This window comes from Micromonospora sp. NPDC050980 (genome assembly GCF_040653835.1).
In the GTDB taxonomy this organism is placed as follows: Bacteria; Actinomycetota; Actinomycetes; order Mycobacteriales; family Micromonosporaceae; genus Micromonospora.
Genome location: NZ_JBFAGS010000018.1, coordinates 1 through 25,639 on the forward strand (window position 1 = coordinate 1; position 25,639 = coordinate 25,639).

Annotated in this window: 25 protein-coding genes, 1 tRNA gene and 1 pseudogene; 16 read left to right on the forward strand and 11 right to left on the reverse strand. The window is 74.7% G+C overall.

All coding sequences use genetic code 11. The annotated features are described in order from the left end of the window. Nucleotides 1-120: 120 nt before the first annotated feature. From AB0H28_RS23230 to AB0H28_RS23240, 3 genes are all read right to left on the reverse strand, one after another. Nucleotides 121-1,749, reverse strand: coding sequence for an alkaline phosphatase D family protein (locus AB0H28_RS23230; RefSeq protein ID WP_358043804.1), 1,629 nt, complete (start codon nucleotides 1,747-1,749; stop codon nucleotides 121-123). A 93-nt stretch (nucleotides 1,750-1,842) separates the two neighbouring features. After that, entirely contained in the window at nucleotides 1,843-3,276 is a 1,434-nt protein-coding gene (locus AB0H28_RS23235; RefSeq protein WP_358044123.1) for an MFS transporter, read from the reverse strand. A gap of 72 nt (nucleotides 3,277-3,348) precedes the next feature. Further along, the gene (locus AB0H28_RS23240; RefSeq protein WP_358044126.1) at nucleotides 3,349-3,585 is read right to left on the reverse strand and encodes a hypothetical protein; all 237 of its coding nucleotides are present in this window, start codon (nucleotides 3,583-3,585) and stop codon (nucleotides 3,349-3,351) included. 138 nt (nucleotides 3,586-3,723) lie between these two features. Between AB0H28_RS23240 and AB0H28_RS23245 the strand changes: the two genes are divergently transcribed. Further along, nucleotides 3,724-4,860 (forward strand): geranylgeranyl reductase family protein, encoded by a 1,137-nt coding sequence (locus AB0H28_RS23245; protein WP_358043807.1) that lies wholly within the window; start codon nucleotides 3,724-3,726, stop codon nucleotides 4,858-4,860. A gap of 114 nt (nucleotides 4,861-4,974) precedes the next feature. Here AB0H28_RS23245 and AB0H28_RS23250 read toward each other — a convergent pair. After that, a pseudogene (locus AB0H28_RS23250) lies at nucleotides 4,975-5,991 on the reverse strand (alcohol dehydrogenase catalytic domain-containing protein); the annotation flags it as partial. A 130-nt stretch (nucleotides 5,992-6,121) separates the two neighbouring features. Between AB0H28_RS23250 and AB0H28_RS23255 the strand changes: the two are divergent. Continuing rightward, nucleotides 6,122-6,307: a hypothetical protein gene (locus tag AB0H28_RS23255; protein ID WP_358043810.1), complete on the forward strand. Its 186-nt coding sequence runs from the start codon at nucleotides 6,122-6,124 to the stop codon at nucleotides 6,305-6,307. Nucleotides 6,308-6,382: 75 nt separating this feature from the next. Here the strand turns inward: AB0H28_RS23255 and AB0H28_RS23260 are convergent, their stop codons facing one another. The 3 genes from AB0H28_RS23260 to AB0H28_RS23270 form a co-directional block, all read right to left on the reverse strand. Beyond that, nucleotides 6,383-8,179, reverse strand: coding sequence for a 5'-nucleotidase C-terminal domain-containing protein (locus AB0H28_RS23260; protein WP_358043813.1), 1,797 nt, complete (start codon nucleotides 8,177-8,179; stop codon nucleotides 6,383-6,385). Nucleotides 8,180-8,308: 129 nt separating this feature from the next. Next, on the reverse strand, nucleotides 8,309-8,959 hold the full coding sequence (locus tag AB0H28_RS23265; RefSeq protein ID WP_358043816.1) for a nucleotidyl transferase AbiEii/AbiGii toxin family protein: 651 nt from the start codon (nucleotides 8,957-8,959) through the stop codon (nucleotides 8,309-8,311). Then, nucleotides 8,956-9,282, reverse strand: coding sequence for a hypothetical protein (locus tag AB0H28_RS23270; protein ID WP_358043819.1), 327 nt, complete (start codon nucleotides 9,280-9,282; stop codon nucleotides 8,956-8,958). Before AB0H28_RS23270 ends, AB0H28_RS23265 begins: the two co-directional genes overlap by 4 nt. 332 nt (nucleotides 9,283-9,614) lie before the next feature. Here AB0H28_RS23270 and fdh point away from each other — a divergent pair, with 332 nt between their 5' ends. The 8 genes from fdh (at nucleotide 9,615) to AB0H28_RS23310 (ending at nucleotide 18,866) form a co-directional block, all read left to right on the forward strand. Continuing rightward, the gene (gene fdh / locus AB0H28_RS23275) at nucleotides 9,615-12,941 is read left to right on the forward strand and encodes a formate dehydrogenase (protein WP_358043822.1); all 3,327 of its coding nucleotides are present in this window, start codon (nucleotides 9,615-9,617) and stop codon (nucleotides 12,939-12,941) included. Next, nucleotides 12,934-13,980: a 4Fe-4S dicluster domain-containing protein gene (locus AB0H28_RS23280; RefSeq protein ID WP_358043825.1), complete on the forward strand. Its 1,047-nt coding sequence runs from the start codon at nucleotides 12,934-12,936 to the stop codon at nucleotides 13,978-13,980. Before fdh ends, AB0H28_RS23280 begins: the two co-directional genes overlap by 8 nt. After that, nucleotides 13,977-15,128: an NrfD/PsrC family molybdoenzyme membrane anchor subunit gene (nrfD, locus tag AB0H28_RS23285; protein WP_358043827.1), complete on the forward strand. Its 1,152-nt coding sequence runs from the start codon at nucleotides 13,977-13,979 to the stop codon at nucleotides 15,126-15,128. Before AB0H28_RS23280 ends, nrfD begins: the two co-directional genes overlap by 4 nt. A gap of 45 nt (nucleotides 15,129-15,173) precedes the next feature. Then, nucleotides 15,174-15,269: transfer RNA gene (locus AB0H28_RS23290), tRNA-Sec, on the forward strand. Between the two features lie 21 nt (nucleotides 15,270-15,290). Beyond that, nucleotides 15,291-16,583: an L-seryl-tRNA(Sec) selenium transferase gene (gene selA / locus AB0H28_RS23295; RefSeq protein WP_358043830.1), complete on the forward strand. Its 1,293-nt coding sequence runs from the start codon at nucleotides 15,291-15,293 to the stop codon at nucleotides 16,581-16,583. 4 nt (nucleotides 16,584-16,587) lie between these two features. After that, the gene (gene selB, locus AB0H28_RS23300) at nucleotides 16,588-18,351 is read left to right on the forward strand and encodes a selenocysteine-specific translation elongation factor (RefSeq protein WP_358043833.1); all 1,764 of its coding nucleotides are present in this window, start codon (nucleotides 16,588-16,590) and stop codon (nucleotides 18,349-18,351) included. A gap of 65 nt (nucleotides 18,352-18,416) precedes the next feature. Then, on the forward strand, nucleotides 18,417-18,614 hold the full coding sequence (locus tag AB0H28_RS23305; RefSeq protein ID WP_107157830.1) for a hypothetical protein: 198 nt from the start codon (nucleotides 18,417-18,419) through the stop codon (nucleotides 18,612-18,614). Nucleotides 18,615-18,680: 66 nt separating this feature from the next. Beyond that, a complete protein-coding gene (locus AB0H28_RS23310; protein WP_358044132.1) occupies nucleotides 18,681-18,866 on the forward strand; it encodes a hypothetical protein in 186 nt (61 codons plus the stop codon). A 10-nt stretch (nucleotides 18,867-18,876) separates the two neighbouring features. On the opposite strand, the gene AB0H28_RS23315 is transcribed toward AB0H28_RS23310, so the two are convergent. After that, nucleotides 18,877-19,533: a hypothetical protein gene (locus AB0H28_RS23315; RefSeq protein WP_358043836.1), complete on the reverse strand. Its 657-nt coding sequence runs from the start codon at nucleotides 19,531-19,533 to the stop codon at nucleotides 18,877-18,879. Nucleotides 19,534-19,661: 128 nt separating this feature from the next. Here AB0H28_RS23315 and AB0H28_RS23320 point away from each other — a divergent pair, with 128 nt between their 5' ends. Continuing rightward, nucleotides 19,662-19,868, forward strand: coding sequence for a hypothetical protein (locus AB0H28_RS23320; protein WP_358043839.1), 207 nt, complete (start codon nucleotides 19,662-19,664; stop codon nucleotides 19,866-19,868). Between the two features lie 8 nt (nucleotides 19,869-19,876). Here AB0H28_RS23320 and AB0H28_RS23325 read toward each other — a convergent pair whose 3' ends face one another. From AB0H28_RS23325 to AB0H28_RS23335, 3 genes are all read right to left on the reverse strand, one after another. Further along, entirely contained in the window at nucleotides 19,877-20,341 is a 465-nt protein-coding gene (locus AB0H28_RS23325) for a hypothetical protein (protein WP_358043842.1), read from the reverse strand. Further along, entirely contained in the window at nucleotides 20,338-20,547 is a 210-nt protein-coding gene (locus AB0H28_RS23330) for a phosphatidylethanolamine-binding protein (protein ID WP_358043845.1), read from the reverse strand. The genes AB0H28_RS23325 and AB0H28_RS23330 overlap by 4 nt, the downstream gene beginning before the upstream one ends. A gap of 64 nt (nucleotides 20,548-20,611) precedes the next feature. Beyond that, on the reverse strand, nucleotides 20,612-21,493 hold the full coding sequence (locus tag AB0H28_RS23335) for a universal stress protein (protein WP_358043847.1): 882 nt from the start codon (nucleotides 21,491-21,493) through the stop codon (nucleotides 20,612-20,614). 235 nt (nucleotides 21,494-21,728) lie between these two features. Between AB0H28_RS23335 and AB0H28_RS23340 the strand changes: the two genes are divergently transcribed. The 5 genes from AB0H28_RS23340 to AB0H28_RS23360 all read left to right on the forward strand — a co-directional run bounded on the left by AB0H28_RS23340 (nucleotide 21,729) and on the right by AB0H28_RS23360 (nucleotide 25,637). After that, nucleotides 21,729-22,916, forward strand: a complete 1,188-nt coding sequence (locus AB0H28_RS23340) for a PP2C family protein-serine/threonine phosphatase (RefSeq protein ID WP_358043850.1) — start codon at nucleotides 21,729-21,731, stop codon at nucleotides 22,914-22,916. A gap of 48 nt (nucleotides 22,917-22,964) precedes the next feature. Next, nucleotides 22,965-23,441 carry a MarR family transcriptional regulator gene (locus AB0H28_RS23345; protein WP_358043853.1) on the forward strand — a complete coding sequence of 159 codons (477 nt, stop codon included), beginning with the start codon at nucleotides 22,965-22,967 and terminating at the stop codon, nucleotides 23,439-23,441. 290 nt (nucleotides 23,442-23,731) lie between these two features. Next, nucleotides 23,732-24,355, forward strand: coding sequence for a CDP-alcohol phosphatidyltransferase family protein (locus AB0H28_RS23350; RefSeq protein WP_358043856.1), 624 nt, complete (start codon nucleotides 23,732-23,734; stop codon nucleotides 24,353-24,355). Beyond that, the gene (locus AB0H28_RS23355; protein WP_358043859.1) at nucleotides 24,352-25,308 is read left to right on the forward strand and encodes a DUF881 domain-containing protein; all 957 of its coding nucleotides are present in this window, start codon (nucleotides 24,352-24,354) and stop codon (nucleotides 25,306-25,308) included. Before AB0H28_RS23350 ends, AB0H28_RS23355 begins: the two co-directional genes overlap by 4 nt. Then, nucleotides 25,305-25,637 carry a small basic family protein gene (locus AB0H28_RS23360; RefSeq protein ID WP_358043862.1) on the forward strand — a complete coding sequence of 111 codons (333 nt, stop codon included), beginning with the start codon at nucleotides 25,305-25,307 and terminating at the stop codon, nucleotides 25,635-25,637. The genes AB0H28_RS23355 and AB0H28_RS23360 overlap by 4 nt, the downstream gene beginning before the upstream one ends. Nucleotides 25,638-25,639 lie beyond the last annotated feature (2 nt).

A 25,639-nucleotide genomic window follows, 5' to 3' on the forward strand; every position in this document is an offset into this window, starting at 1 on the left:
CTACCCCGACGCCTACGCCCAGTGGGAGCAGCAGGCCACCGACCTCGTCCACCAGCACTGGAACAAGTAAGCAGACACACCGAAGGCCGGCACCCGGAAAGGGTGCCGGCCTTCGACGCGTCACGAAAGGGGTGCGCCCTCGGAGCGCAGCTTGGCCGAGCCGGCGGCCACCGACCAGCCGGCCACCCAGCGGCTGCCGCTGGTGCTGCTGGTCCGGTCGGCGAGGTGGTACCAGTCCATCCGGCAGCGCTGCGGCGTCACCTCGAACACGCCGTACCCGTGCCCGTCCAGCTCGGTCCAGCGCACGTGCGGGTTGGTCGCGCGGATCAGTCCCGCGCCGAGCTGGCTCAGCGCGTTGCCGGCCGGCAACTTGAGGAAATCGTTGACGTTGTCGCTGGTCACCGACGGCACCACGAATTCGACAGCGGCCGGGTTGGCCGACCCGGTCGCGCGGGTGGTCACCTCGTTGGCCCACGAGGTGTGGATGTCGCCGGTCAGGAACACCACGTCGCGGGTGCCGGTGGCCCGGATGTGGTCGACCAGTTCGTTGCGGTCGGCGTTGTAGCCGTCCCACTGGTCGGCGTTGAGCACCGCGCCGTTCTCCGGGATGCCGAGCAGCTTGCCGAGCGGGCCGAGCAGCCACGCGGGCAGCGTGCCGACGTCCACCCGGGCGATCATCACCGGGTTGCCGACCAGCTTCCAGCGGGCGGTCGAGCCGGCCAGGCCCGCCTTCAGCCAGGCCATCTGCGCGTCGCCGGTGATCGTCCGGGCCGGGTCGTCCACCGCCGTGCCGGATGCCTGCGCCGAGCGGTACGACCGCAGGTCCAGCATGGACAGCTCGGCCAGCCGGCCGAAGCGGAACCGCCGGTAGATCGCCCCGTCCGCGCCGATGCGCACCGGCATCCACTCCAGGTACGCCTGCCGGGCGGCGGCCAGCCGGGCGGCGAACGGACCCTCGGTGCCGGGCGTGTGGTTCTCCGCGCCGCCGGACCACTCGTCGTTGGCCACCTCGTGGTCGTCCCAGGTGATCACCCACGGCACGGCCGCGTGCAGCGCCTGCAGGTGCGGGTCGGTCTTGTAGAGCGCGTGCCGGACCCGGTAGTCGGCCAGCGTGCGCACCTCGTGCGCCGGCTGGGTGGGCCGCACCACCCGGCCGGCGGCGGTGAACTCGCCGGTGCCGTACTCGTAGAGGTAGTCGCCCAGGTGGACGATCAGGTTCAGGTCGTCCCGGTCGGCCAGCCGCCGGTACGCCGCGAAGTAGCCGGCCTCCCAGTTCGCGCAGGACACCACGCCGAGTCGCAGCCGGTCCACCGCCGCGTCGGCGGGCGGGGCGGTGGTGGTGCGGCCGGTCGGCGACCAGGCGTCGGCGTGCCCGAAGCGGTACCAGTAGGTGGTGGCCGGCGCGAGGCCGGAGACGGTGACCTTCACGGTGTGGTCGCGGGCCGCGCCGGTGCTGACCGTGCCGGCGGCGACCGGCGCGGCGAAGTCCGGGTCGGCGGCGACCTGCCAGCTCACCTCGACGTCCGGGCCGACGCCGGAGCCGGGCAGCGCCTCGGGATTGGGCGTGACCCGGGTCCAGAGCAGGATCCCGTCCGGCAGCGGGTCGCCGGAGGCGACGCCGTGCCGGAACGCGGCGGTGGCCGCGCCGGCGGCGGAGGCGTCGGCCAGGGCGGCGCCGGCGAGCACGGCGGTGCCGGCGGACGCGCCGGCGAGGCGCAGCAGGGTACGACGGTCGAGGGTTTTCGTCATGCCCTCGTATCTATCAATGTCGACGTGTGGCGCGCTGCCCCGGTCGCGCAGAGTTCTCCGGGACTTCCCCCCGGGTTGGCCGGGCCGGGTCGATCAGGACCGGCGGCCGGCGACGATGTCGGCCACGGCCACGCCCAGCGCCAGCACGATGATCCCGGCGGCCAGCAGCAGCGAGTGCCGGAACGCGAGCGCCCAGTCGTTCTGGCTCCGGGCCAGCGTCGAGAAGAACAGCGCGCCGACCGCCGCGATGCCGGCGGCGGTGCCGATCCGCTGCCCGGTCTGGAGCATGCCGGCGCCGCTGCCGGCCATCGGCACCGGCACCTCGGACAGGGTGAGCGTCTGGTTGGGCGCGATCACCAGGCCGCTGCCCAGGCCGGCGACGAGCAGCGGCAGCGCGGTGCGCAGCGGCACGTCGTGGTGCGGCTCGCCGGTCAGCGCCAGATCGGTCGCGACCAGACCGACGACCACGGCGAGCAGTCCGACCGCGACAAGCGGCCGGCCGTAGCGGGTGACCACCCGCCCGCCGAGCGCGGAGGCGAGCGCCGAGCCGAGCGCGAACGGGGTGATCGCCAGGCCGGCGACGAGCGCGCTGTAGCCCAGGCCGATCTGGAGGTAGAGGGTGAAGATGAAGAAGATCGCGGTGAAGCCGGCGAAGTAGACCAGCCCGATCAGCGAACCGAGGGTGTACGAGCGCAACCCGAACAGGCGCAGGTCGAACAGGGGTGTGGCCTGCCGGGCGAACCGGCGTTCCCAGCGCGCGAAGCCGGTCAGCAGCAGCAGGCCGAGCGGGATCAGCAGCCACTTCGCCGAGCCCTGCCACTGTTCCCGCTGCACCAGCGGCAGCAGGATCACGGTGACCCCGGTGCCGAGCAGCAGCACGCCCACCGGGTCGAGCCGGTGCCGGTGGGGCCGGCCCTCGGGTCGGCCCGGCACGAGCCGCCAGCCGAGGACCATCGCCACGATGCCGACCGGGATGTTCACGAAGAACACCCACCGCCAGCCGTGCTCCTCGCCGCCGAGCTGGATGAGCAGGCCGCCCAGCAGCGGCCCGACGGCGGTGGAGATCCCGATTGTGGCGCCGAGCAACCCGAACGCGCGCCCCCGGTCGGCGCCCCGGAACAGCTGCTGGATCATGCCGCTGACCTGCGGGTTGACCACGCCGGCGGCGGCGCCCTGGACGAGCCGCGCGACGATCAGCCAGGTCGACGAGGTGGCCAGCCCGGCCAACGCGCTGGTCAGCGTGAACAGTCCCACCCCGACCACGAACGCGGTACGCCGGCCGCGCGCGTCGCCCAGCCGCCCGGCCGGCACCAGCACCAGGCCGAACGTCAACGCATACCCGGACAGCACCCACTGCAGGTCGCTCGGGGTGGCGTCCAGCGCCCGGTCGATCGACGGGACGGCGACGTTGACGATGCTGACGTCGAGCAGCGTCATGAACGCCGCGACCAGGCCGACGCTCAGCGCCTGCCAGCGACGCCTGCCGTCGTACCCCGGGTCGGGCACCGGTGCCCGGTCACCGCTCATCGTGCCCCCCGCCGGCCGTTGATCACGCATGCCCCGATCGCTACCCGGAGCCCGCTGGGGCAAACGACGCGATCAGGCCGTCTGACGTGCGCACCAGCGGGGCCCGAAGTCCAGGCCCGACATCGGCGAGTCCTCCCGGTGCAGCAGCCCCCGCTCGGTGAGCGAGTGCAACGGCTCGTGCACCTCCTCCTCGGGCATCTGGATCTCCGCGGCGATCACGTCCGGGTAGGGCACGTGCCCGCGTACCTCCAGCGCGGTCACCGCCTGGTAGACCCGTTCCTCGAGCGCGGACAGCTGGACCTGAGGCATGGCTCCTCCTCGCCGGTGGGCCGCCCGACGGTGTGGACAGCCCGGCGACCTGCGGTTACCCGGGCGGCCGGCGATGATGCCCACCCGATCGTGGGTCGTGGCGGGCAATCCGGCCCGGCGGTGCCCTAGGCTGCACCCGTGATCATCTGGGAGCTGGTCGTGGTCGGTGGCGGGCCCGCCGGACTCGCCGCCGCGCGCGCGGCGGCCCGGGCCGGTGTGCGCACGCTCGTGGTCGAGCGGGCCACCCACCCCCGGTACAAGACCTGCGGCGGCGGCCTGATCGGCACCTCCCTGGCCGAGGTCGACGGCCTGGTCGAGGTGCCCGCGCACGACCGGGTCGACCGGGTCACGTTCACCCGCGACGGCCGGCGGGCGTTCACCCGCCGCCACCGCGCGCCGCTGGTCACCATGATCCGCCGGGAGGAGTTCGACGACCGGCTGCGCGCCGCCGCGGTGGCCGCCGGCGCCGAGGTGCGCGAGGGCGTCGCGGTGCGCGCGCTGGAGCAGGACCCCGACGGGGTACGCCTGCGGCTGGCCGACGGCGAGGTAATGCGCGCGCGGGTCGTGGTCGGCGCGGACGGCTCGTCCGGCGTGACCGCCCGCCACGTGGGGGTGCGTTTCCGCCAGGTCGACCTGGGGCTGGAGCTGGAGCTGCCGGTGCCCGCGGCCGACCGGGAGCGGTGGCGGGGGCGGGTGCTGCTCGACTGGGGGCCAGTGCCCGGGTCGTACGCCTGGGTCTTCCCGAAGGGCGACCGGCTCACCGTCGGCGTCATCTCCGCCCGCGGCGACGGCGAGCGGACTCGGGCCTACCTGCGCGACTTCGTCGCCCGGCTGGGGCTGGCCGGGATCGACCCGGACCACGACTCCGGCCACCTGACCCGCTGCCGCGCCGAGGACGCCCCGCTGCGCCACGGCCGGGTGCTGGTCGCCGGCGACGCGGCCGGCCTGCTGGAGCCGTGGAGCCGGGAGGGGATCAGCTACGCGCTGCGTTCCGGGCGCCTCGCCGGTGAGGCGGTCGCCGACGGCGACCTCGACGCGTACCCCCGGGAGGTCGGGCGGCGGCTGCTGCCGGAGATGCGCGCCGGACACCGGCTGCTGGAGGTGTTCGAGCGGCGACCCGACGTGTTCCACGCGATGCTGGCCAGCCCGCCCGGCTGGCGGATGTTCGTCCGGTTCTGTCACGGCCGGGTCAGCTTCGCCGACGTGCTCGACCGGCGGCCGGTGCGGGCCGGGCTGTCGCTGGTCGACCGGCTGCCCCCGCTCAGGGGACGATGACCGCCCGCCCGTGGATGTCGCCCCGGCGCAGCGCCTCGTACGCCTGCGGGGCCTCGGCAGCGGGAACGTCCGCACGTCGGCGTGCAGCCGGCCGGCGTGGGCCAGCGCGATCACCTCCTGGAGTTCGGCCCGGGTGCCCCAGAACGGCACCACCACGCTCGTCTCCAGCGGCACCGTGGGCGGCTCGTCGGCGACCGGCCGCACCGGCAACGTGCCGCCGGCCAGGCCGACCAGCAGCAGCTGACCGCCGGTGGCGACGACCTGCCGGGCGGTGTCCACAGTGGGTTGCGCGCCGACGAAGTCGAGCACCACGTCCGCGCCGTCGGGTGCCGGGCCGACCAGCTCGCGGATCGTCCGCACCGCGTCCGGGCCGGCCGGCACCAGGTGGTGCGCGCCGAGCCGTTCGGCCAGGTCCAGGGCGGCGGTGCTGGTGTCCACCGCGACGATCCGCACCGCGGTGGTGGCGATGAGGATCTGCAACGCCATGTGGCCCAGCCCGCCGATGCCGATCACCACGCAGGTGGTGCCGGGCCGCAGCCGGGGCCGGGCCAGTTCCACCGCGTGGTACGGGGTGAGCCCGGCGTCGGTCAGCGGGGCGGCCTGGGTCAGGTCCAGGCCGCCCACGTGCAGCAGCCGCGACGCCGGCACCACCACGTGGTCGGCCAGCCCGCCGTCGCGACTGAGGCCGATCCCGCCGACCGGGGTGACCCGGCAGCGGTTCTCCTCGCCGCGCAGGCAGGCCCGGCACCGACCGCAGCCGATGATCCCGTAGACCGCCGCCCGGTCGCCGGGCGTCCAGCCGTCCACGCCGGGCCCGGGGGTCTCCACCGTGCCGGCGATCTCGTGGCCGAGCGTCATCGGGGTGGGGTACATCCCCGGCGGCGCGTCGAGGATGTGCAGATCCGAGTGGCAGGCGCCGACCGCGCCGACGCGCAGCAGCACCTCGCCGGGCCCGGGCTGCGGCGTCGGCGCCTCGGTCAGCTCCAGCACCCCGGGAGCGGTCATCCGTACCGCGCGCATCGCGTCGCCTCCACCTCGTCGCCGGCCGTCGCGGCGGCATACCCGTGCCGCCCCGGTTGATACCGGGTTCCGGGCGAGCGAGACACCCGTGCCGTTCCACTCGCGCTCCATCCCGCCGCTGGGTGGAACGCCATGGGTGTCTCCGGCCCGTTTTGACGCCCATGTCGTTCCACTCACGCTCCGCCCGGCTCACGGGTGGAACGACCTGGCTGTCCCAGTGGAGGTGGCGCAGAATGCGGGCATGAGCGAACCGGCCGAGTCGTTCACCGACGAGGAGTACGCGTTCCTGCGGCACGTCCGCTTCGGCGAGCTGCCGGCGCGGGTGCGTCCCGAGGAGCGCCTGGCGTCCATCGAGACCGACACCCGCCCGGACCGGCCGGACCCGGTCGGCGGCGAGTCGGAGCGGCACCTGCGCGCGGGCGGCTGACACCCGGGCCACCCCGACGCCGGTGTGGGAGGTGACGAGGGCCCCGGCGTGACGCCGGGGCCCTCGCCGGTCGGCTCAGAAGACCGGCACGCCCTCGCGGACCAGCTTCCAGTTGGGCACGAAGAAGTCGGCCGGGTCGATCACGCCCTTGGCCTGCGCCCAGTCGATGAGCAACTGGCGGATCTCCTGCTGCGCGTTGTAGACCTGGGTCTTCACGATGCCGGGGAAGTTGCCGCCGCCACTGCGCCGGTAGTTGTTCACCGCCACCCCGAACTGCGCGTCGGCGGCCACCGGGGTGTCGGTGCCGGCCAGCACCAGGCGGGTGATCCGCTGCCCGACCGGCTTCGAGATGTCGATGTCGTAGTCGACGCCGGAGAACACGTCGTAGTTGTAGTCCGGCACCGCCGGGTCGCTGATCGCCTCCGGGTCGACCGGGGCGCCCACCGGCACCGTGACGAAGTACTTCGCCGAGTACTCCAGGTATGCCTTGACCTCGGCGCCGGTCAGCACGACCGCTTCCAGGGTGTTGTCGTACACGTAGAGGCCGGCCACGTCGCGGATCCGCACGTCGCCCTGCGGGAAGACCGCGGTGCGGCTGAACGGCGCGGCGATCGACAGCACCGGCAGGTCGGCGTACGCGCCGCCGGCCAGCGCCGCGGTGACCACCTCGGTCTGCACGTGGTTGATGAAGTCCAGGATCGGGGTGTCCTGGTAGCGCGACGCGGCGGCGGACAACTCCACGCTCGACTGCGCGACGACCCGGTTGACGTAGTCGACGGTCTTGGCGTGCTGGCCGCGCACGGCCGCGAGCACCGCCGGGTCCTCGACGACGGTGTTGGTGTTCAGCGTGGTGGCCGCCGAGTCGACCACCTTCCAGCAGCCCTTGGACCGGGTCAGCGTGAAGTCCATCCGGGTCAGTCGCTGGCCCCACTTCGACGGCTCGGAGGTGAGCACCGCCTTGCCGGTCTTCAGGTTGGTGACGAACTTCTCCGGCACCTCGTTGTGGGCGTGACCGAAGAGAATCGCGTCGATGCCGGGCACCTGCTCGGCGATCAGCGCGGTCGGGTTCTCGTTCGGCAGCTCCGGGCCGTAGCTGGAGGTGCCGCTGTCGCCGCCGTGCGCGGAGATGATGACCACGTCGGCGCCGCGCCGGCGCATCACCGGCACCCACTTGGCGGCGGTGGCGACCATGTCGGCGAAGACCAGCCGGCCCTCGACGTTGGCCTTGTCCCAGATGGCCACGCCGGGGTTGGTCAGGCCGAGGATGCCCACCCGCAGCTTCGGCGCGCCGTGTCCGCCGAGCCGGACCTCCTTGATCACGTACGGCAGGAAGGCCGGCTTGCCGGTCTTCTCGTTGATCGCGTTCGCGGCGAGCGCCGGGAAGCCGAGCTGCCGGATCCAGGTGGCGAGCAGCGGCAGGCCGTAGTTGAACTCGTGGTTGCCCAGCGTGACGGCGTCGTAGCGCAGCACGTTCATCGCGTTTGCCATCGGGTGCGTCTCACCGGTGCTGGTGATCGGCTCCTGCTTGGCGTAGTAGGTGGCCAGCGGCGTGCCCTGGATGGTGTCGCCGGCGTCCAGGACCAGCGTCGCCCGGCCCCTGCGCTCGGCCCGGATCTGGTTGACCAGGGTGGCCAGCTTCGCGACGCCGACGTCGTTGTGCTTGCTGTCGTCGAACTCGGCGTCCTTGTAGTAGTCCCAGTTGTAGACGTTGCCGTGGGTGTCCGAGGTGCCGAGGACGGTCAGGTCCCAGGTCTTCGGCTGCTTCGGCTTCGGCTTCGCCTCGGCGGGCGCGCCGGCGAGCAGGGGAGCGGTCGCCGCGGCGGCGGCGACGGCGAGCACCTGGCGCCGCGAGGCGCCGGAGGAGGAGGTCAATGCGGTGCCTTTCGGAGGGGGTACGCGCCTCGTGGGCGCCGTTGCGCACCATAACCACCAGGTGTCACAGGCGCCACATCGCCCCGAGATGTTTCCCGGCCCGTCACCGGCTGCTCCGGTGCCGTCGGGTCAGCGGGGCCAGCCGGACATCCGGCGACGCACCTCGGCGATCCGCGCCGGGTCGAGGCCGTAGCGGGTGAACCGGCGGTCGGCCAGAGCGTCGAGGTAGCGCCCGGCCGCGCGCACGTCGGTGTCGTCCAGCGCCGGGTCCACCTGGCGGGCCAGCTCCAGCAGCTCGGCCACCGCATACCGGTCCAGCGCGGCGGCGACGTCGATGTAGTCGCGTACCTCCCGCCGGTTGACCAGCGCGGCGGTCTTGTTGGCGAGCAGGTCCCGCACGTCCATCACCGGGCCGAAGTCCATCACCACCGGGCTGCGGTGCCGGTCCAGGCGGGCCAGGCTGAGCCGGATCTCCCGGCCGTCCCGGCTCACCACGAAGTCCCGCAGGTCGCGGTCGAAGCCGTCGAACACCTCGCCGAGCCCGCCCGGGTCCGCCTCGTCCACCCGGTAGCCGGCCCGCTCCAGCGCGGCGCGCACCCCGTCCGCCGCCGCGGCGGCGGCGCCCTCGACGTCGGCGAACAGGTCGACGTCCTCGGTGGGGCGGGTGACCAGGCCGTGCGCCGCCCAGGCCACGCCGCCGCCGAGCACGAAGCGGTGCGGGCCGGCGGCGGTCAGCGCCACCCGGGCCACCTCCCGGTAGAAGTCGTGCGGGTGCGTCACGCGCCGCGCAGGCTCCGGTGCCGGCGCTCCCAGGCCAGGCGCACGCCCCGGGGGAGGTTGAGCAGCGGCCACACCCGGCGCAGCGTCGGAGCGTGGATCAGCTCCCGCAGGTCCGCCACCCGGCTCGTCTCCCGCAGCACGTTCTCGTACATCCAGAGCAGCTCGTCCTCGTCGGCCAGGTCGAAGGCGCGCTCGCTGCTCCACATCAGCCGCACCGGCAGCTCCACGATGCCGGTGGTGGGGCCGGTCAGCTCGGCCAGGGTGCGCGCCACCACGGCGGGCCGCCCGGGCCGGGCGAGGTACGCGCTGACGGAGGCCGACATGGCATCAGGGTAACCCCTGCCCGGCGTTCCGGCCGCCATCCGCGGTGACCGGCGTCACGACCCCCGGGCGGAAGAAGGCACCCCCCGGTACCGTTGTGCACAGCGTCGGTGTGACCAGTGTCCCCGGGCCTCACCTAAATTGCCGTCGCGGAATACCGTTCGGCTGGAGCCGCGACGCGCCACTCGCCGAGAGGCGACCTGCACACCGACGCCCAGCGCCGCCCCGACCGTTCCGGCCGGGGCGGCGCTGTTTCCGGCTCGACTCGCGACCGTCGGACCGCTCGCCTAGTGTGCAAGGGGTCAGCCGTGCGCGACGGGAGGGGGTGCCCGGGGTGGGTCTGCGGACGTTCATCCGCCGGTGGCCGGTATACCGGCAACTCACCGGCACCGACCCGCTCGGCCGCGGCGCCGCGGCGCAGTCGGCCCGCTCCGCCGACCTGATCGCGCGCACCGAGACCGCCGACGGCGTGGCCCGTTCGGTCTGCCCCTACTGCGCGGTCGGCTGCGGGCAGCGGGTCTTCCACGCCGACGGCAAGGTCACCCAGATCGAGGGCGACCCGGACAGCCCGATCTCCCGCGGCCGGCTCTGCCCGAAGGGCTCGGCCAGCAAGAGCCTGGTGACCAGCCCGCTGCGCCAGACGAAGGTCCGCTACCGCCGGCCCTACGCCACCGAGTGGGAGGACCTGGACCTCGACGTCGCGCTCGACATGATCGCCGACCGGGTCCTCGCCGCCCGCGACGAGACCTGGGAGGACGTCGACGACGCCGGCCGCCCGCTGAACCGGACGCTGGGCATCTCCAGCCTGGGCGGCGCGACGCTGGACAACGAGGAGAACTACCTCATCAAGAAGCTGTTCACGGCGATGGGGGCACTCCAGATCGAGAACCAGGCCCGGATTTGACACTCCGCCACCGTCCCCGGTCTGGGGACCAGCTTCGGTCGCGGCGGCGCGACGGACTTCCAGCAGGATCTCGCCAACGCTGACGTCATCGTCATCCAGGGCTCCAACATGGCCGAGGCCCACCCGGTGGGCTTCCAGTGGGTGATGGAGGCGAAGAAGCGCGGCGCGAAGGTCTTCCACGTCGACCCGCGGTTCACCCGCACCAGCGCGCTCGCCGACAGCTACCTGCCGATCCGGGCGGGCACGGACATCGCGCTGCTCGGCGGCGTGGTGCGCTACATCCTGGACAACGAGCTGGACTTCCGGGAGTACGTGCTGGCGTACACCAACGCGGCCACCATCGTCAGCGAGCGGTTCGCCGACACCGAGGACCTGGACGGCCTGTTCTCCGGCTACCACCCGGAGACCGGCTCCTACGACCATGCGAGCTGGCAGTACGCGGGCCACGAGGGCAACACCACGATCCGGGGCACCGGCAAGGAGCGTGACTCGGCGTCCGGGATGGAGCACGAGTCGCACGGGGAGCCGGTGCCGGCGCAGGCCCGGCGGGACGAGACGTTGCAACACCCCCGCTGCGTCTACCAGATCCTCAAGCGGCACTTCTCCCGTTACACCCCGCAGATGGTGGCCCGGGTCTGCGGCATCGGCGAGGACAAGTTCCTGGAGTTGGCCCGCGCCTGGACCGAGAACTCGGGTCGGGAGCGCACCGGCGCCCTGGTCTACTCGGTGGGGTGGACGCAGCACAGCGTCGGTGTGCAGTACATCCGCACCGGGGCGATCATCCAGACGCTGCTGGGCAACATGGGCCGGCCGGGCGGCGGCATCCTCGCGCTGCGCGGGCACGCCAGCATCCAGGGCTCCACCGACATCCCGACGCTGTTCAACCTGCTGCCCGGCTATCTGCCGATGCCGCACCACGCCGACCACCCCACGTTCGACAGGTGGGTCGACAGCATCCGGCACCCCGGGCAGAAGGGCTTCTGGGGCAACTCGCGCGCGTTCGCGGCCAGCCTGCTCAAGGCGTACTGGGGTGACGCGGCGACGCCGGAGAACGACTTCTGCTACGGCCACCTGCCCCGGATGACCGGCGACCACGGGACCTACCAGCAGGTCCTGAACATGATCGACGGGCATGTGAAGGGCTACTTCCTGCTCGGGCAGAACCCGGCGGTCGGCTCGGCGCACGGCCGGGCCCAGCGCCTGGGCATGGCCAACCTGGACTGGCTGGTGGTCCGCGACCTGTTCCTGATCGAGAGCGCCACGTTCTGGAAGAACAGCCCGGAGATCGCCACCGGCGAGATCGTGCCGCAGGAGTGCCGCACCGAGGTGTTCTTCCTGCCGGCGGCCTCGCACGTGGAGAAGGAGGGCACCTTCACCCAGACCCAGCGGCTGCTGCAGTGGCGGGAGAAGGCCGTCGACCCGCCCGGCGACGCCCGCTCCGAGCTGTGGTTCTTCTACCACCTGGGCCGGGTGCTGCGGCAGAAGCTGGCCGGCTCCTCCAGGCCCCGCGACCGGGCGCTGCTGGACCTGACCTGGGACTACCCGACGCACGGCGCGCTCGCCGAGCCGAGCGCCGAGGCGGTGCTCAAGGAGATCAACGGCTTCGACGTGGCGACCGGCCGTCCGCTGAACGCGTTCGCCGAGGCGAAGGATGACGGCTCCACCGCCGTCGGCTGCTGGATCTACTCGGGCGTCTACGCCGACGGGGTCAACCAGGCGGCCCGCCGCCGGCCCCGGCACGAGCAGGACTGGGTGGCCGCCGAGTGGGGCTGGGCGTGGCCGGCGAACCGGCGCACCCTCTACAACCGCGCCTCCGCCGACCCGGACGGGCGGCCGTGGAGCGAGCGCAAGAAGTACGTCTGGTGGGACCCGGACGCCGGCGAGTGGACCGGCTACGACGTGCCGGACTTCGAGAAGACGAAACCGCCGTCGTACCGGCCGCCGGAGGACGCCGCCGGCCCGGCGGCGCTCGCCGGTGACGACCCGTTCGTCATGCAGGGCGACGGCAAGGCCTGGCTGTACGCGCCGAGCGGCGTGCTCGACGGCCCGCTGCCGACGCACTACGAGCCCGCCGAGTCGCCGATGCGCAACCCGCTCTACGGGCAGCAGGCCAACCCGACCCGGAAGGTCTACGAGCATCCGGTGAACCGGGTCAACCCGAGCCCGCCGGAGCCGCACGGCGAGGTCTTCCCGTACGTGTTCACGGTCAGCCGGCTCACCGAGCACCACACGGCCGGCGGGATGAGCCGGACCGTGGCACGCCTGGCCGAGCTGCAACCGGAGATGTTCGTCGAGGTGTCCCCGGAGTTGGCCGCCGAGGTCGGGCTGGCGCACCTGGGCTGGGCGCACCTGGTCAGCGGGCGGGCGGTGATCGAGGCGCGGGTGCTGGTCACCGACCGGCTCACGCCGCTGCGGGTGGACGGCCGGACCATCCACCAGGTCTGGCTGCCCTACCACTTCGGCCGCGAGGGGCTGGTCACCGGCGACTCGGCCAACGACCTGTTCGGCATCACGCTGGACCCGAACGTGCTCATCCAGGAGAGCAAGGTCGGCACCTGTGACGTCCGGCCGGGCCGGCGGCCCACCGGGCCGGCCCTGCTCGACCTGGTCGGCGACTACCAGCGGCGGGCCGGGATGACCCCGGACCGTAGGGTGCCGATCGTCACCACCGACGTGCTGGGCGGGGAGACCGCGGCCGGCAGCACCGACGAACAGACCCCCGAGGCCGCGGCGCGCGACGGAGACGACGATGCCTGACGTCAACAGCCGGCCCGGACCGCCGGACCCGGCCGCCGACGCCGGCTGGGAGTCCGCGCCGCCCCGGATGGGCTTCTTCACCGACACCAGCGTCTGCATCGGCTGCAAGGCGTGCGAGGTGGCCTGCAAGGAGTGGAACGGCGTCCCCGACTCGGGATTCGACCTGCTCGGCATGTCCTACGACAACACCGGCGCGTTGACCGCGAACTCCTGGCGGCACGTGGCGTTCATCGAGCAGCCCCGCCCGGCGGGGCACCGCACGCCGCCGTTCGCCGGGGACCCGACCGGCCCGGCGACCAGCAGCCCGTCGTCGGCGGCGGTCGGCGCCGGCACCGCAGCCGACACCGGCACGAATCCCGGGCTGCCGCCGGGCCGACCGGAGCCGGCGGCGCGGATGGCGGCCGGGCCGGAGTTCCTCGGCATGCCCGGCGCGCAGCCGCCCGGGCGGGGGACCGGCGCGGACGGCCGCACCGACTTCCGCTGGCTGATGATGTCCGACGTCTGCAAGCACTGCACCCACGCGGCCTGCCTGGACGTCTGCCCGACCGGGTCGCTGTTCCGCACCGAGTTCGGCACCGTGGTGGTCCAGGAGGACATCTGCAACGGCTGCGGCTACTGCATCTCCGCCTGCCCGTACGGCGTGATCGACAAGCGCGAGGACGACGGCCGGGCGTGGAAGTGCACGCTCTGCTACGACCGGCTGGGCGCCGGCCTGACGCCGGCCTGCGCGCAGGCGTGCCCGACCGAGTCGATCCAGTACGGCCCGCTCGACGAGCTGCGCGAGCGCGCCGCCCGGCGGGTCGCCACGCTGCACGAGCGCGGCGTGCCGGAGGCCCGGCTCTACGGCCACGCCCCGAGCGACGGCGTCGGCGGGGCCGGCGCGTTCTTCCTGCTGCTCGACGAGCCGGAGGTGTACGGGCTGCCGCCGGACCCGGTGGTCACCACCCGGGACCTGCCGCGGATGTGGAAGCGGGCCGGCCTGGCCGCGCTGGCCATGGCGGCGGCGACCGTCGCCGCGTTCGTCGGAGGTTCGTCGTGAGCCCGGACCGTCCGGTTGGTGCCCTGTTCCGTCGCTTCCGGGAGCGCCTGGCCGTCGACGGCGGGCTGCCGCCGGAGAGCGGCAGCCGGGCCACCGGCGCCGGCCCCGGGGTGGGCCGCACCGACGCCGGCGCCCGCGAGGCCGGCCTGGCCCCGCACCCGTCCCGCGACACCGCCCCACGACGTCGCCGTGGCGGCAAGGGCGGCGGCGAGCAGCTCACCGTGCCGCCGGCGGAGTTCACCTCCTACTACGGCCGGCAGGTGGTCAAGCCGCCGGTGTGGCGGTGGGACATCGCGGCCTACCTGTTCACCGGCGGGCTCGCCGCCGGCTCCTCGATGCTGGCCGCCGGCGGGCAGCTCACCGGCCGGCCGGCGCTGCGCCGTGGCGGCCGGGCCGCCGCGCTGGCGGCGGTGGGCGCCAGCGCGTACTTCCTGATCAACGATCTGGGCCGGCCGAGCCGCTTCCACCACATGCTGCGGGTGGCGAAGGTGACCTCGCCGATGTCCGTGGGCACCTGGATCCTCAGCGCGTTCGGCCCGGCCGCCGGGTTGGCCGCGGTCGCCGAGTTCGCGCCCCGGCTGCCGGATCGTGGCGTGCTCGGGTTGGGCCGGCGGCTGCTGCCCCCGGCCGGGCACGCGGCCGGGTTGGTCGCCGCCGTCACCGCGCCGGCGCTGGCCACGTACACCGCGGTGCTGCTGGCCGACACGGCGGTGCCCTCGTGGCACGAGGCGTACCCGGAACTGCCGGTGATCTTCGCGGGCAGCGCGCTGGCCAGCGGCGCCGGCGTGGGGTTGCTGGCCGCGCCGCCCGGGCAGGCCGGCCCGGCGCGACGCCTCGCGGTGGCCGGCGCGGCGCTGGAGCTGTGGGGCGCGCACCGGGTGGAGAACCGGCTCGGCCTGCTCAGCGAGCCCTATGCGGCGGGCACCCCCGGGAAGCTGCTGCGCGCCGGCCGGGCGCTCACCGCCGCCGGGGTGGCCGGCGCGTGGCTCGGCCGCCGGAGCCGGCTGCTGTCGGCGGCCTCCGGCGGCGCGTTGCTCGCCGCGGCGGTCTGCACCCGCTTCGGCATCTTCCACGGCGGCGTCGCGTCGGCGCGCGACCCGAAATACACGGTGCTCCCGCAGCGCGAACGCGCGGACCGGCGGGCCTGACACCTCGCCGGGCGGCCGGTGACCCGCTGTGGTTGACTGCCCGATGGAGGCGTTCAGGCGGCTGGTGCCCCTCCCGGTCTTCAAAACCGGTGTGGTCCGGGATCCGGGCCAGGCGGGTTCGATTCCCGTCCGTCTCCGCCACACCGTCGCAGGGGAGCGCCGATGCGTGAGGTCGACCCGCGGCGGCGAGTGCCGCGCACCGACGCGCTGCTCGCCGACCCGGCGCTGGTCACGGCCGCCGGCACGCTCGGCCGCGACCGGGTCAAGGCCGCGGTCGTCGCGGCCCAGCACCGTGCGCGCCGCGGCGAGATCACCCCCGAGCGGGTACGCGACACCGCGCTGGCCGCGCTGGCCGGGCGCACGCCCCGGCCGGTGCTGAACGCCACCGGCGTCATGCTGCACACCAACCTCGGGCGGGCCCCCCTCGCGCCGGCCGCCGTGGACGCGCTGGTCGCCGCCGCTGGGCACACCGACGTGGAACTCGACCTGGCCACCGGCCGGCGGGCCCGGCGCGGCCGGGAGGCGCTGGCCGCGCTCGCCGCCGCCGTGCCCGACGCGGCCGACGTGCACGTGGTCAACAACGGCGCCGCCGCGCTGGTGCTGGCCGCCACCGCGCTCGCCGCCGGCCGGGAGATCGTGGTCAGCCGCGGTGAACTGGTCGAGATCGGCGACGGGTTCCGCCTGCCCGACCTGCTGGCCAGCACCGGCGCCCGGCTGCGCGAGGTGGGCACCACGAACCGCACCGGCCGGGCCGACTACGCCGCGGCGATCGGCCCGGACACCGGCTTCGTGCTCAAGGTGCACCCGTCGAACTTCGTGGTCACCGGCTTCACCTCGACCGTGCCGGTCGGCGAGCTGGCCACGCTCGGCGTACCGGTGGTCGTCGACATCGGCTCCGGTCTGCTCGCGCCGGACCGGCTGCTGCCCGACGAGCCGGACGCGGCGAGCGCGCTGCGCGCCGGCGCGCACCTGGTCACCGCCAGCGGCGACAAGCTGCTCGGCGGGCCGCAGGCCGGGTTGCTGCTCGGCGACGCCGACCTGGTCGAGCGGTTGCGCCGGCACCCGCTGGCCCGGGCGCTGCGGGTGGACAAGCTGACCCTGGCCGCGCTCGCCGCCACGCTGCACGCGCCCGCCACCCCCACCTGGGAGGCGCTGCGCGCCGACCCGGGCCGGCTGCGCGCCCGCACCGAACGGCTACGTGACCTGCTCGGCGCCGACGGCGGCAAGGCCGAGGTGGTGCCGGCGGCGGCGGTCGTCGGCGGCGGCGGCGCGCCCGGGGTGGAGCTGGACTCGTGGGCGTTGAGCCTGCCCGAGCGCTACGCGGCACCGCTGCGCACCGGTGACCCGGCGATCCTCGGCCGGGTGCTGCACGGCCGGCTCCTGCTGGACCTGCGGGCCGTGCCGGAGGCCGCGGACGACCGCGTGCGAGAGGCGATCCTGCGGGTGGAGGGCTGAGCGGATGTGGGTCGTGGCCACCGCCGGGCACGTCGACCACGGCAAGTCCACGCTGGTCCGGGCGCTGACCGGGATGGAGCCGGACCGGTGGGCGGAGGAACGCCGCCGGGGGATGACCATCGACCTGGGCTTCGCCTGGACCACGCTGCCTTCCGGCGGCACCCTGGCATTCGTCGACGTGCCCGGACACGAACGGTTCGTGCCGAACATGCTGGCCGGGGTCGGCCCGGTCCCGGCCGCGCTGGTCGTCGTCGGCGCCGACGAGGGCTGGATGCCGCAGTCCGCCGAGCACCTGGCCGCGCTGGACGCGCTCGGGGTGTCGTACGGGCTGCTCGCGGTGACCCGCGCCGACCTGGCCGACCCGGCGCCGGCCGCGGCCCGGGCCCGCCGGGAGATCGCCGCGACGTCGCTCGGCGAGGTCGAGTCGGTCGCGGTGTCCGCGGTCACCGGCGCCGGCCTGCCCGAGTTGCGGGCCGCCCTGGACCGCCTGGTCGCCCGGCTGCCCGACCCGGCGGCGGACGCCCCGGTGCGGCTCTGGGTGGACCGGGCGTTCACCGTGCGCGGCAGCGGGACGGTGGTCACCGGCACCCTCGGCGGCGGCCGACTGCGCGTCGGCGACGAACTGGAGCTGGCGGCCACCGGCGAGCCGGTGCGCGTGCGTGGCCTGCACTCGCTGGGCGCGGCCCGCGCCGAGGTGGCGGCGGTCGCCCGGGTGGCGGTGAACCTGCGCGGCCTGCCCCGGGACCGGGTCGGGCGCGGCGACGCGCTGCTGCGCCCCGGCCGGTTCGGCCGCACCGACCTGCTCGACGTGCGCCTGACCGGGGATCCGGCCGCCGACCTGCCGGCGACGCTCATGCTGCACGTCGGCTCGGCGGCGGTGCCGGCCCGGGCCCGGCCACTCGGCCCGGACACCGTGCGGCTGCGCCTGGCCCGCCCGCTGCCGCTGGTCATCGGCGACCGGGCGCTGCTGCGCGACCCCGGCCGGCACCACGTGGCCGGTGGGGTGACCGTGCTGGACGTGGACCCGCCGCCGTTGCGCCGCCGGGGCGCGGCGGCGGCCCGGGCGGACGTGCTGGCCGGGCTGGACGGGCGACCCGACCTGGCCGGTGAGCTGCGCCGTCGGCGGCTGGTGCGGGCCGGGCAGCTCACCCGGATGGGTGTGCCGCCGGCCGCGACCCCGGTGGCCGGGGACTGGCTGGCCGACCCGGAGCACTGGCGGGACCTGGGCCGCCGGCTCGCCGAGGAGGTCGCGCGGCACGCCGCCGCGCATCCGCTCGCCGCCGGCGTGCCGGTCGACGTGCTGCGTCACCGACTCGATCTGCCCGACCGGGCGCTGGTGACCGCGCTGCTGCGTCCGCCGCTGCGGCTGCGCGACGGCCTGGTCACCACCGCGTCGGGCGGGACGCTGCCGGAACCGGTGGCCCGGGCCGTGGCGCGGGTGCGCGCCGAGTACGGCGACCGACCGTTCCAGGCCCCCGAGACGCACCACCTCGCCGGTCTCGGCCTGGGCCCGAAGGAGATCGGCGCCGCGGTGCGGGCCGGCGCGCTGCTCAAGCTGGCGGAGAACGTGGTGCTGCTGCCCGGCGCGCCGGACGACGCGGTGCGGGTCCTCGCCGGGTTGCCGCAGCCGTTCACGCTCAGCGCCGCCCGGCAGGCGCTGGGCACCACCCGCCGGGTGGCGGTGCCGCTGCTGGAGCTGCTGGACCGGCGCGGCGTCACCCGGCGTCTGCCCGACGACGCCCGCGAGGTGGTCCGTTCGCCCGGCTGACCCGGGTGCCAAGTGGGTGAGCCAACCGGCGACGGTGACGCGACCGGTTCACCTACGGTGACGAGATGGACCCTTCCGCGGTCTGGCGGGACAAGAACCACAGGTGGCGGATCGAGGCGTACCGGGCGCCGGACCTGCGGTTCGCCATCTTCGCCACGAACGGCACCACCGAGTCGGCGCCGCTGTGGCTGTTCGGGATGGCCGCGCTGGCCCGCTGGCTGATGACCCACGCCGTCTCGCTCGACGACCTGGAGACCGACTGACCCGTTCGGGGGACGGTCGAGGCGAACCAGCCTGCCGGGGCCGCCGCCGGTCGTACCGTGCGGGGCGTGAAGGACCGAGGACTGCGCACGTTCGTCACCGTGCTCGCCGGGCTGGCCGTGATCTACTTCGGCGCCACCGGGCATCGGGCCAGCGGCGGGGAGGGCGGCGGCGTCTCCGGCGGTGTGGTGCTGCTGGCCCTGCTCGCCTCGCTGCTGGCCTGGCACCTGACCCGACCCGGCCCGGCCAAGTAGCCGGGCCGGGTCACCCGGCCGCCGCGGCGGTGCGGCTCACCTCGCCGGCCGACTCCTCGCCGAGCGCCACCCGCACCAGCGCCGACGCCAGCCGCCCGAAGTCGGCCTCCCCGACCAGCCCGACCAGGCTGCGCGGGTTCGTCGGCAGGCCGAGGCGCCGGGCCCCGGCCAGGGTCCGCCGGTCGGCGAACGGGCGCACGTCGGGCCAGACCGCCTGCGCCTCACGCAGGAAGATGTCCGCGCCGGTCGGACCGATCCCGGGGAACTCGGTGAGCCGACGGCGCAGCACCGCGCGGTCCGCGCCGGCCTCCCGGTGCAGCCGGCGCAGGTCGCCGTGCCAGCGGTCCAGGCACAGCCGGGCGCCGGTGCCGAGCATGGTGGCGGTCCGCTCGTCGTAGCGCCGGTAGTGTCCCCGGCCCAGGGCGTCCACCCGGTCCTGCCAGCTCGCCGCCTCCATCGCCTGCGGGGTGCGCCAGCCGGCGGTGAACAGCTCCCGCGCCGCGGCCACCGCCACGCCGGCCCGGATCCGGGTGCTCAGCAACGTGGTGAGCACCAGCAGTTGGTAGAGCGGTCCGGGCCGGTCCGCGAGCGTGATCCCGGCCTCCTCCGCGTACGTGCGGGACTGCCGGTCCAGCAGGGCCCGCGCCACGTTCCGATCGTCCGGCATTCGGTCCGGTTACCCATCGGGGGCCGGACCAGACGCCGCCGTGGCGGCGGAATGCGCGGGGCGGGGGCGGGTAACCCGAGCGGGCGCGCGGTCGACGGCCGCGCGCTCCCACCGGGAAGGAGAGACCCGTGGTCAAGCCGCAGCAGGAGGAACTGCGCCGGAACGACCTCGGCGCGACCAGCCAGGACAGCCGGAAGTCCGCCATCGGCGGCGGTGGGCGCTCGCGCGGCGGTGGCACGTCGAACGCCGACGCGGGCCGGCCGGTGCCGAAGGGCCAGACGTCGCCGTACGGCCCGGCCGGCGAGCCGGTGGCCGACGACACCAGCGACCGCTGAGCGGCGGGTCACGACGACGGCCGCAGCCTCCGCCAGGTGGCTGCGGCCGTCAACCCGTACGCCAGGTGCGGCACCAGGTCGGAGAGCCAGTCGGTCCGGCGCCAGGTGCGCGGGTCGGTCACACCGAGCAGCGTCATCGAGCCGTCGGAGGCGGCCATCGCCCCGCCGCCGAGCAGCGTCACGCCCACCGGCAGCGGTATCCGCCGACGGGCGGCGAGCAGGCCGAACGCGGCCCCGGCGGCGATGCCGGTGACGTATCCGAGCATCGACCCGAGGCCGGTGCGGCGGTTCGCCGCCTCCTTCTCCGGCCCGAGGTCGACGTGCGCCACGTCAGCCAGGCGTCCGGCGGTCGCCTCCGGGGTGGTGCTGGCGGCGCGGGCCCGCGCCGTCATGTCGAGATAGGTGACCACGTTGAGCGCGGCGCTGCCGACGGCGCCCGCGATGGCGCCGTCGACCATGGCTGCCGCCCTCACTTCGGGTCGCCCGGTTCGCGCTCGCCCTTGGGCCCGTAGGTCCGGTCGCCGCGCGCGACGCCGCGCTGGCCCCGGTCGCCCTGCAGGATCCGGTTGGCCACCTGGTTCGCCTCCTGGTCGGCGGCCCGCCCGGACTGCTCGACGCGATCACGCAGGCGCGCCCGCTGCTTGTCGTAGGCGTTGCTGCCGGGCCGTGGTCCTGGCATCGTTGCCTCCTCCGGTCGTTTCGGCTGTCGGCACCGTCTACCCGCCCGGGGCGCGGGCAACCGTTCAGTCGGCGGCGCGCACCACCGCCACCGGGCAGTCGGCGCGGTGCAGCAGCGCCTGGCTCACCGAGCCGAGCAGCAGCCCGGTCAGCTCGCCGCGGCCCCGCCGGCCGACCACGACCAGTTGGGCGTCGCGCGACGCCGCGGTGAGCGCCGCGACCGGCCGGGCGTGCACCACCTCGCGGGTCACCGGCACGTCCGGCCAGCGTTCCCCGAGCCCGGCCAGCGACTCGGCCAGCACCAGGTCCTCCTCGTCGCGCAGCCGGTCCTCCTCGTGGACCAGGGGTTGCATGTCGCCGGGTCCCGCCGAGGCCGGGTGGGTGTAGGCGTGCACGGCGTGCAGGCGGGCGCCGCGTGACGACGCGGTGCCGGCGGCGAACTCGACCGCCCCGCGGGACGGCGCCGAGCCGTCCACCCCGACCACGACCGGGCCGGCGTCGCGGGCCGCGCCGCGCGCGACCAGCACCGGGCAGTCGGCGTACGAGGCGACCTGCACCGCGACGGAGCCGACCACGAGCGCGGCGAAGCCGCCGAGGCCCCGGTCGCCGAGCACCACAAGCGCGGCGGTGGGGGATTCGCCGAGCAGCACGGCGGACGCCTCCCCGTCGATGATCTCGCCGGTGATCCGCAGCCCGGGGCGTTCCGCGCGGGCGGCGGCGACCGCGTCTGCGACCAGTTGCTCCGCCTGGTTGCGCAAACCGGCCCCGGGTGGCGCCTGGGCGGGCGCGGACACCGGCACGCGCAGCAGCGGCCAGATGAAGGCGTGCACCACCCGCAGCGGGCGGTTGCGCCGGTCGGCCTCGCGGGCGGCCAGGCGCACCGCCCGGGTCGCCGGCTCCGAACCGTCCACCCCCACCACCACGGCCGCGCCGTTCGCCGAGTTCACCCCCGTACCTCCCGTCGCCGGCCGGCCCCCGGCGTCAGTATCGCGGCCGGCCCGGCCGTGCCGGGCTGATACCGCCCGAGTCGACCGCTCGATACGCTGACGGTGAGTGGACGCGCACCGCCCGCATGGCCGACCACCGGTTCGGCGGTCGGCGGACGGCCACCCCCGTCCGGTGTCGGTGGTCCTCCGTATGATGTTTGCCCTGTAGCAATAGTCGTCATCGGAGGATGAGCCCATGCCGGAGGCGTCCGGACCGGTGGCGCGTGCCCTGCGCACCGCGCCACCCGACCAACTGGCGGAGACCGCGGACGCGGTGCTCCGCCAGACGTTCGGCGCCGTGCGGGCGGAGGTGTTCGTCGCCGACTACCGGTCCAGCGGCCTCTGGCCGGTGCTGGACCCGCAGCGCCCCGACGGCGGCCCGCTGCGCTCGCACGGCGGGGCCCAGCGCTGTTTCAGCAGTCAGCAGCCGGTGCTGGACACCGCGGACGACGGGCGCTGTCGGGCCTACCTGCCGCTGTCGGTGTGGGGGGAGCGCCTCGGCGTGCTGATGGTCGAGCTGCCGCGCACCCCGGACGGGGACACCGTCTCGGCCGCGCGGGACGCCGCCGGCGACCTGGCGGTGGCGATCCGCGCGGCCGACCGGGAGACCGACCGCTACCAGCGGGCGCGCCGCCGGGAGCGGCTCAGCATGGCCGCGGAGATGCAGTGGGACCTGCTGCCCGGGCGCAGCGTCCGGCACGGCGACGTGCTGTTGGCCGGGCAGCTCGAACCGGCCTACACCGTCGGCGGGGACCACTTCGACTGGTCCGTCGACGGCGACCGGCTCACCGTCACGGTGCTCAACGGCGCCGGCACCGGGCTGTCCGCGTCGTTGCTCACCGCGGTGACCGTCAACGCCATGCGTAACGCTCGCCGCTCCGGCGGCAGCCTGGTCGAGCAGGCGGAGCTGGCCTCGGACACGATCTTCTATCAGCACCGGGGGGAGCGGCACGTGGCCACGCTGCTGCTGGAGCTGGACGACCGGCGGGGCGTGGTGCGGGCGGTGGACGCCGGGTCTCCGCACGTGTTGCGGCTGCGCGGGGGGCAGGTCACCCGGGTCACGCTGGAGCAGCAGTTGCCGCTGGGCATGTTCGCCGAGACCCGTTACGCGGTGCAGGAGTTCGGTCTGGAGCCGGGGGACCGGCTGTTCGTGGTCAGCGACGGCGTGTACGCGGCGGAGCCCGACGAGCAGGAGCCGTACGGGAATCGGGCGATGGCCCGGGCGATGCGGTCCACTCGGCTGCAGCCGGCGACCGAGGCAGTTGGTACGGTGATGCGCGAACTGCACGCGTACCACGCCGACGCGGATCTCCGCGACGACGCGGTCGTCGTCTGCCTGGACTGGCGCGGTTCCGGTCGGCCGGAGGGCGCCAGTGGGCAGTGACCGGAGCGGCGGAGCGAACACGAGCGGGACGATCGCAGGGGACAGCGGGTGGAGCGACCTCCGAATCTTGCCGCGGCCGTCGAGGCGGCTGCCGAGGCGCTCATCGGTGTGCTCGACTCCGCCACCTCGCGGGACGCCGTCAGTGTCTCGCCCACCCAGTTGCGGGTGCTGTCGCTGATCATGTCGCATCCCGACACCAACGTGAACCGGCTGGCCGAGCTGCTGGACGTGGTGCCCTCGTCGGCCAGCCGACTCTGTGACCGGCTGGAGGCGGTGGGCCTGGTGCGCCGGGTGGCCGACCCGCGCGACCGCCGCGAGGTGCGCCTGCTGCCCACGAACGCGGGGGAGTCGCTGCTGCGCGACCTGCAGGAGCGGCGGCACCGGGCGGTGCAGGCGGTGCTCGACCGGATGCCCAACAGGGTGCAGCACGAGTTGCTGCTGGCGTTGCTCGCGTTCGGGCAGGCGGCCACCACCACCACGGCGGTGCCGCAGGCCGGCTCCGACTCGACCGCCCGCACCGCCTGACGCTTTCCCGGCCGGCCGGTCCCGCGCCGCCGGTCCCACCATTATCCTAGGATGCTTTAGCGGTTGTGACGGCCGCCACCATCACGACACTGAGCAACGACGCAGCGCAGCCGCCGATACCGGCGGAGGAGCCCGATATAGTGGCAGCGCAACTGGCCGGCCCATGATCATTCCGAGATGGGCCGCATCGGGGAGGCGCCGGCACGAGACCGGCCGGCAACGCGCACGTTCCTCCGGCAGCCGCACGAGCGGCTGCCGGACCGTGCTGCGAAGGGGGGGGGGGGGTTGGGGTGTCGCGTGATCCGGCTCCGACGGACGGCGCGCCGATCGCCGCAGATCGCGTCCTGACCCTGCCCAACCTGATCAGCTTCGTCCGGCTGCTGGGGGTGCCGCTCTTCCTCTGGCTCTTCCTCGTGGTCCGGGCCGATGCGGTCGCGGTCGCGGTGCTGGCCGTGGGCGGCACCAGCGACTGGGTGGACGGCTGGGTCGCCCGTCGGATGCGGCAGGTGAGCCGGCTGGGTGAGCTGCTCGACCCGTTCGCCGACCGGCTCTACATCCTGGCGACCCTGCTCGCGTTCACCGCACGCGAGGTGGTGCCCTGGCAGTTCACCGCCGCACTGCTGGCCCGTGAGCTGCTGCTGCTCGGTTCGCTGGGGGTGCTGCGCCGCTACGGCTACGGCCCGCCGCCGGTGCACTACGTGGGCAAGACCGCGACGTTCCTGCTGCTGGCGGCGTTCCCGATCCTGCTGCTGGCCGACTCCGTGCCGGGCCTGGCCACCGCAGCCGGCGCGATCGGGTGGGGGCTGGCCTGGTGGGGCCTGGTGCTCTACTGGGTCGCCGGCGCAATGTACGTGGTGCAGGCCCGCCGACTGGTGCGGGAGATGCGCACGCGGCGCGCGGGAGCGGCGGCGTGACGGCGCCGCCGCCCGGGGGCGGGGAGCGCGACCCGTCGGCGCGGGTGTACGCGCCGGACTTCCTGACCGAGCTGTTCCGCAATCCGTTGGATCCGGGTTACGCCGACGCGGCGGCGCGGCGGGCGGTGGGCCCGGTGTCGCGGGTGCGGCAGGTGCTGGGCCGGCCGGTGAGCCTGGTGGTGCTGGCGGTGATCGGGTTCCTGTTCGCGGTGGCCTACCGGGAGACGATGGCCGAGGAGCCGAGCCGGGCGACGGCGCGGGCCGGTCTGATCGCCGGGATCAAGCAGCGGGAGGCGGAGACCGACCGGTTGACCGTGCGGGCGGAGCAGTTGCGCGAGGAGGTCGGCCGGCAGCGGGACGCGGCGTTGAGCGGCTCGCAGGCGTCGCGGCTGCGCAACCTGGAGGCGGGCACGGGGCTGGGCCGGGTGCGGGGGGACGGCGTGGTGGTGCGGTTGGCCGACGCGCCGCAGGACAAGGACGCGGTGACGGGCGAGGAGGCGTACCTGTCCAAGGTGTTGTATTCCGACCTGCAGAAGGTGGCGAACGGTCTGTGGGCGGCGGGCGCGGAGGCGGTGTCGATCAACGGGCAGCGGTTGACGGCGACGTCGACGATCCGGCAGGCCGGTGAGGCGATCCTGGTGGACTACCGGCCGGTGACGAGCCCCTACGAGGTGCGGGCGATCGGGCCGGGGTCGATGCGGGACACGTTCGACGACGGCCGGGCGGCGGCGCTGATGCGGGAGGTGGCCCGGACGACGGGGTTGTCGTTCGGGGTGAAGGAGGTCGACGACCTCACCCTCCCGGCCGCTCCTGAGCCGCGGCTACGCTACGCCGAGCCTTCCGTGAGCCCGAGCCCGAGCCCGCGGCCGTCGGGCTCGGGTGTCGGCGGTTCGCGCAGCCCTGGGCCGTCCGGCTCGGGTGTTTCTTCCAGTCCCTCCGGAGGTGTTCGATGATCGCGGTGCTGGCGTTGCTCGCCGGTGTGGTGCTGGGGGTGTATCTGGATCCCACGGTGCCGGGTGCGTTGCAGCCGTATCTGCCGATCGCGGTGGTGGCCGCCTTGGACGCGGTGTTCGGCGGGGTGCGGGCGAAGCTGGACCGGATCTTCGACGACAAGCAGTTCGTGGTGTCGTTCATCTCGAACGTGCTGGTGGCGGGCCTGATCGTCTATCTGGGTGACCAGTTGGGCGTGGGTGGCCAGTTGTCGACCGGTGTGGTGGTCGTGCTCGGGGTGCGCATCTTCGGGAATGTGGCGGCGATCCGCCGGCACCTGTTCCGGGCGTAGGT

Bases quoted from the DNA above. Each gene is read 5' to 3' on its own strand.
- AB0H28_RS23230 (WP_358043804.1), bottom strand. From the start codon at position 1,749: ATGACGAAAACCCTCGACCGTCGTACCCTGCTGCGCCTCGCCGGCGCG.
- AB0H28_RS23235 (WP_358044123.1), bottom strand. From the start codon at position 3,276: ATGAGCGGTGACCGGGCACCGGTGCCCGACCCGGGGTACGACGGCAGG.
- AB0H28_RS23240 (WP_358044126.1), bottom strand. From the start codon at position 3,585: ATGCCTCAGGTCCAGCTGTCCGCGCTCGAGGAACGGGTCTACCAGGCG.
- AB0H28_RS23255 (WP_358043810.1), top strand. From the start codon at position 6,122: ATGAGCGAACCGGCCGAGTCGTTCACCGACGAGGAGTACGCGTTCCTG.
- AB0H28_RS23270 (WP_358043819.1), bottom strand. From the start codon at position 9,282: ATGTCGGCCTCCGTCAGCGCGTACCTCGCCCGGCCCGGGCGGCCCGCC.
- AB0H28_RS23280 (WP_358043825.1), top strand. From the start codon at position 12,934: ATGCCTGACGTCAACAGCCGGCCCGGACCGCCGGACCCGGCCGCCGAC.
- selA (WP_358043830.1), top strand. From the start codon at position 15,291: ATGCGTGAGGTCGACCCGCGGCGGCGAGTGCCGCGCACCGACGCGCTG.
- selB (WP_358043833.1), top strand. From the start codon at position 16,588: ATGTGGGTCGTGGCCACCGCCGGGCACGTCGACCACGGCAAGTCCACG.
- AB0H28_RS23305 (WP_107157830.1), top strand. From the start codon at position 18,417: ATGGACCCTTCCGCGGTCTGGCGGGACAAGAACCACAGGTGGCGGATC.
- AB0H28_RS23315 (WP_358043836.1), bottom strand. From the start codon at position 19,533: ATGCCGGACGATCGGAACGTGGCGCGGGCCCTGCTGGACCGGCAGTCC.
- AB0H28_RS23330 (WP_358043845.1), bottom strand. From the start codon at position 20,547: ATGCCAGGACCACGGCCCGGCAGCAACGCCTACGACAAGCAGCGGGCG.
- AB0H28_RS23340 (WP_358043850.1), top strand. From the start codon at position 21,729: ATGCCGGAGGCGTCCGGACCGGTGGCGCGTGCCCTGCGCACCGCGCCA.
- AB0H28_RS23360 (WP_358043862.1), top strand. From the start codon at position 25,305: ATGATCGCGGTGCTGGCGTTGCTCGCCGGTGTGGTGCTGGGGGTGTAT.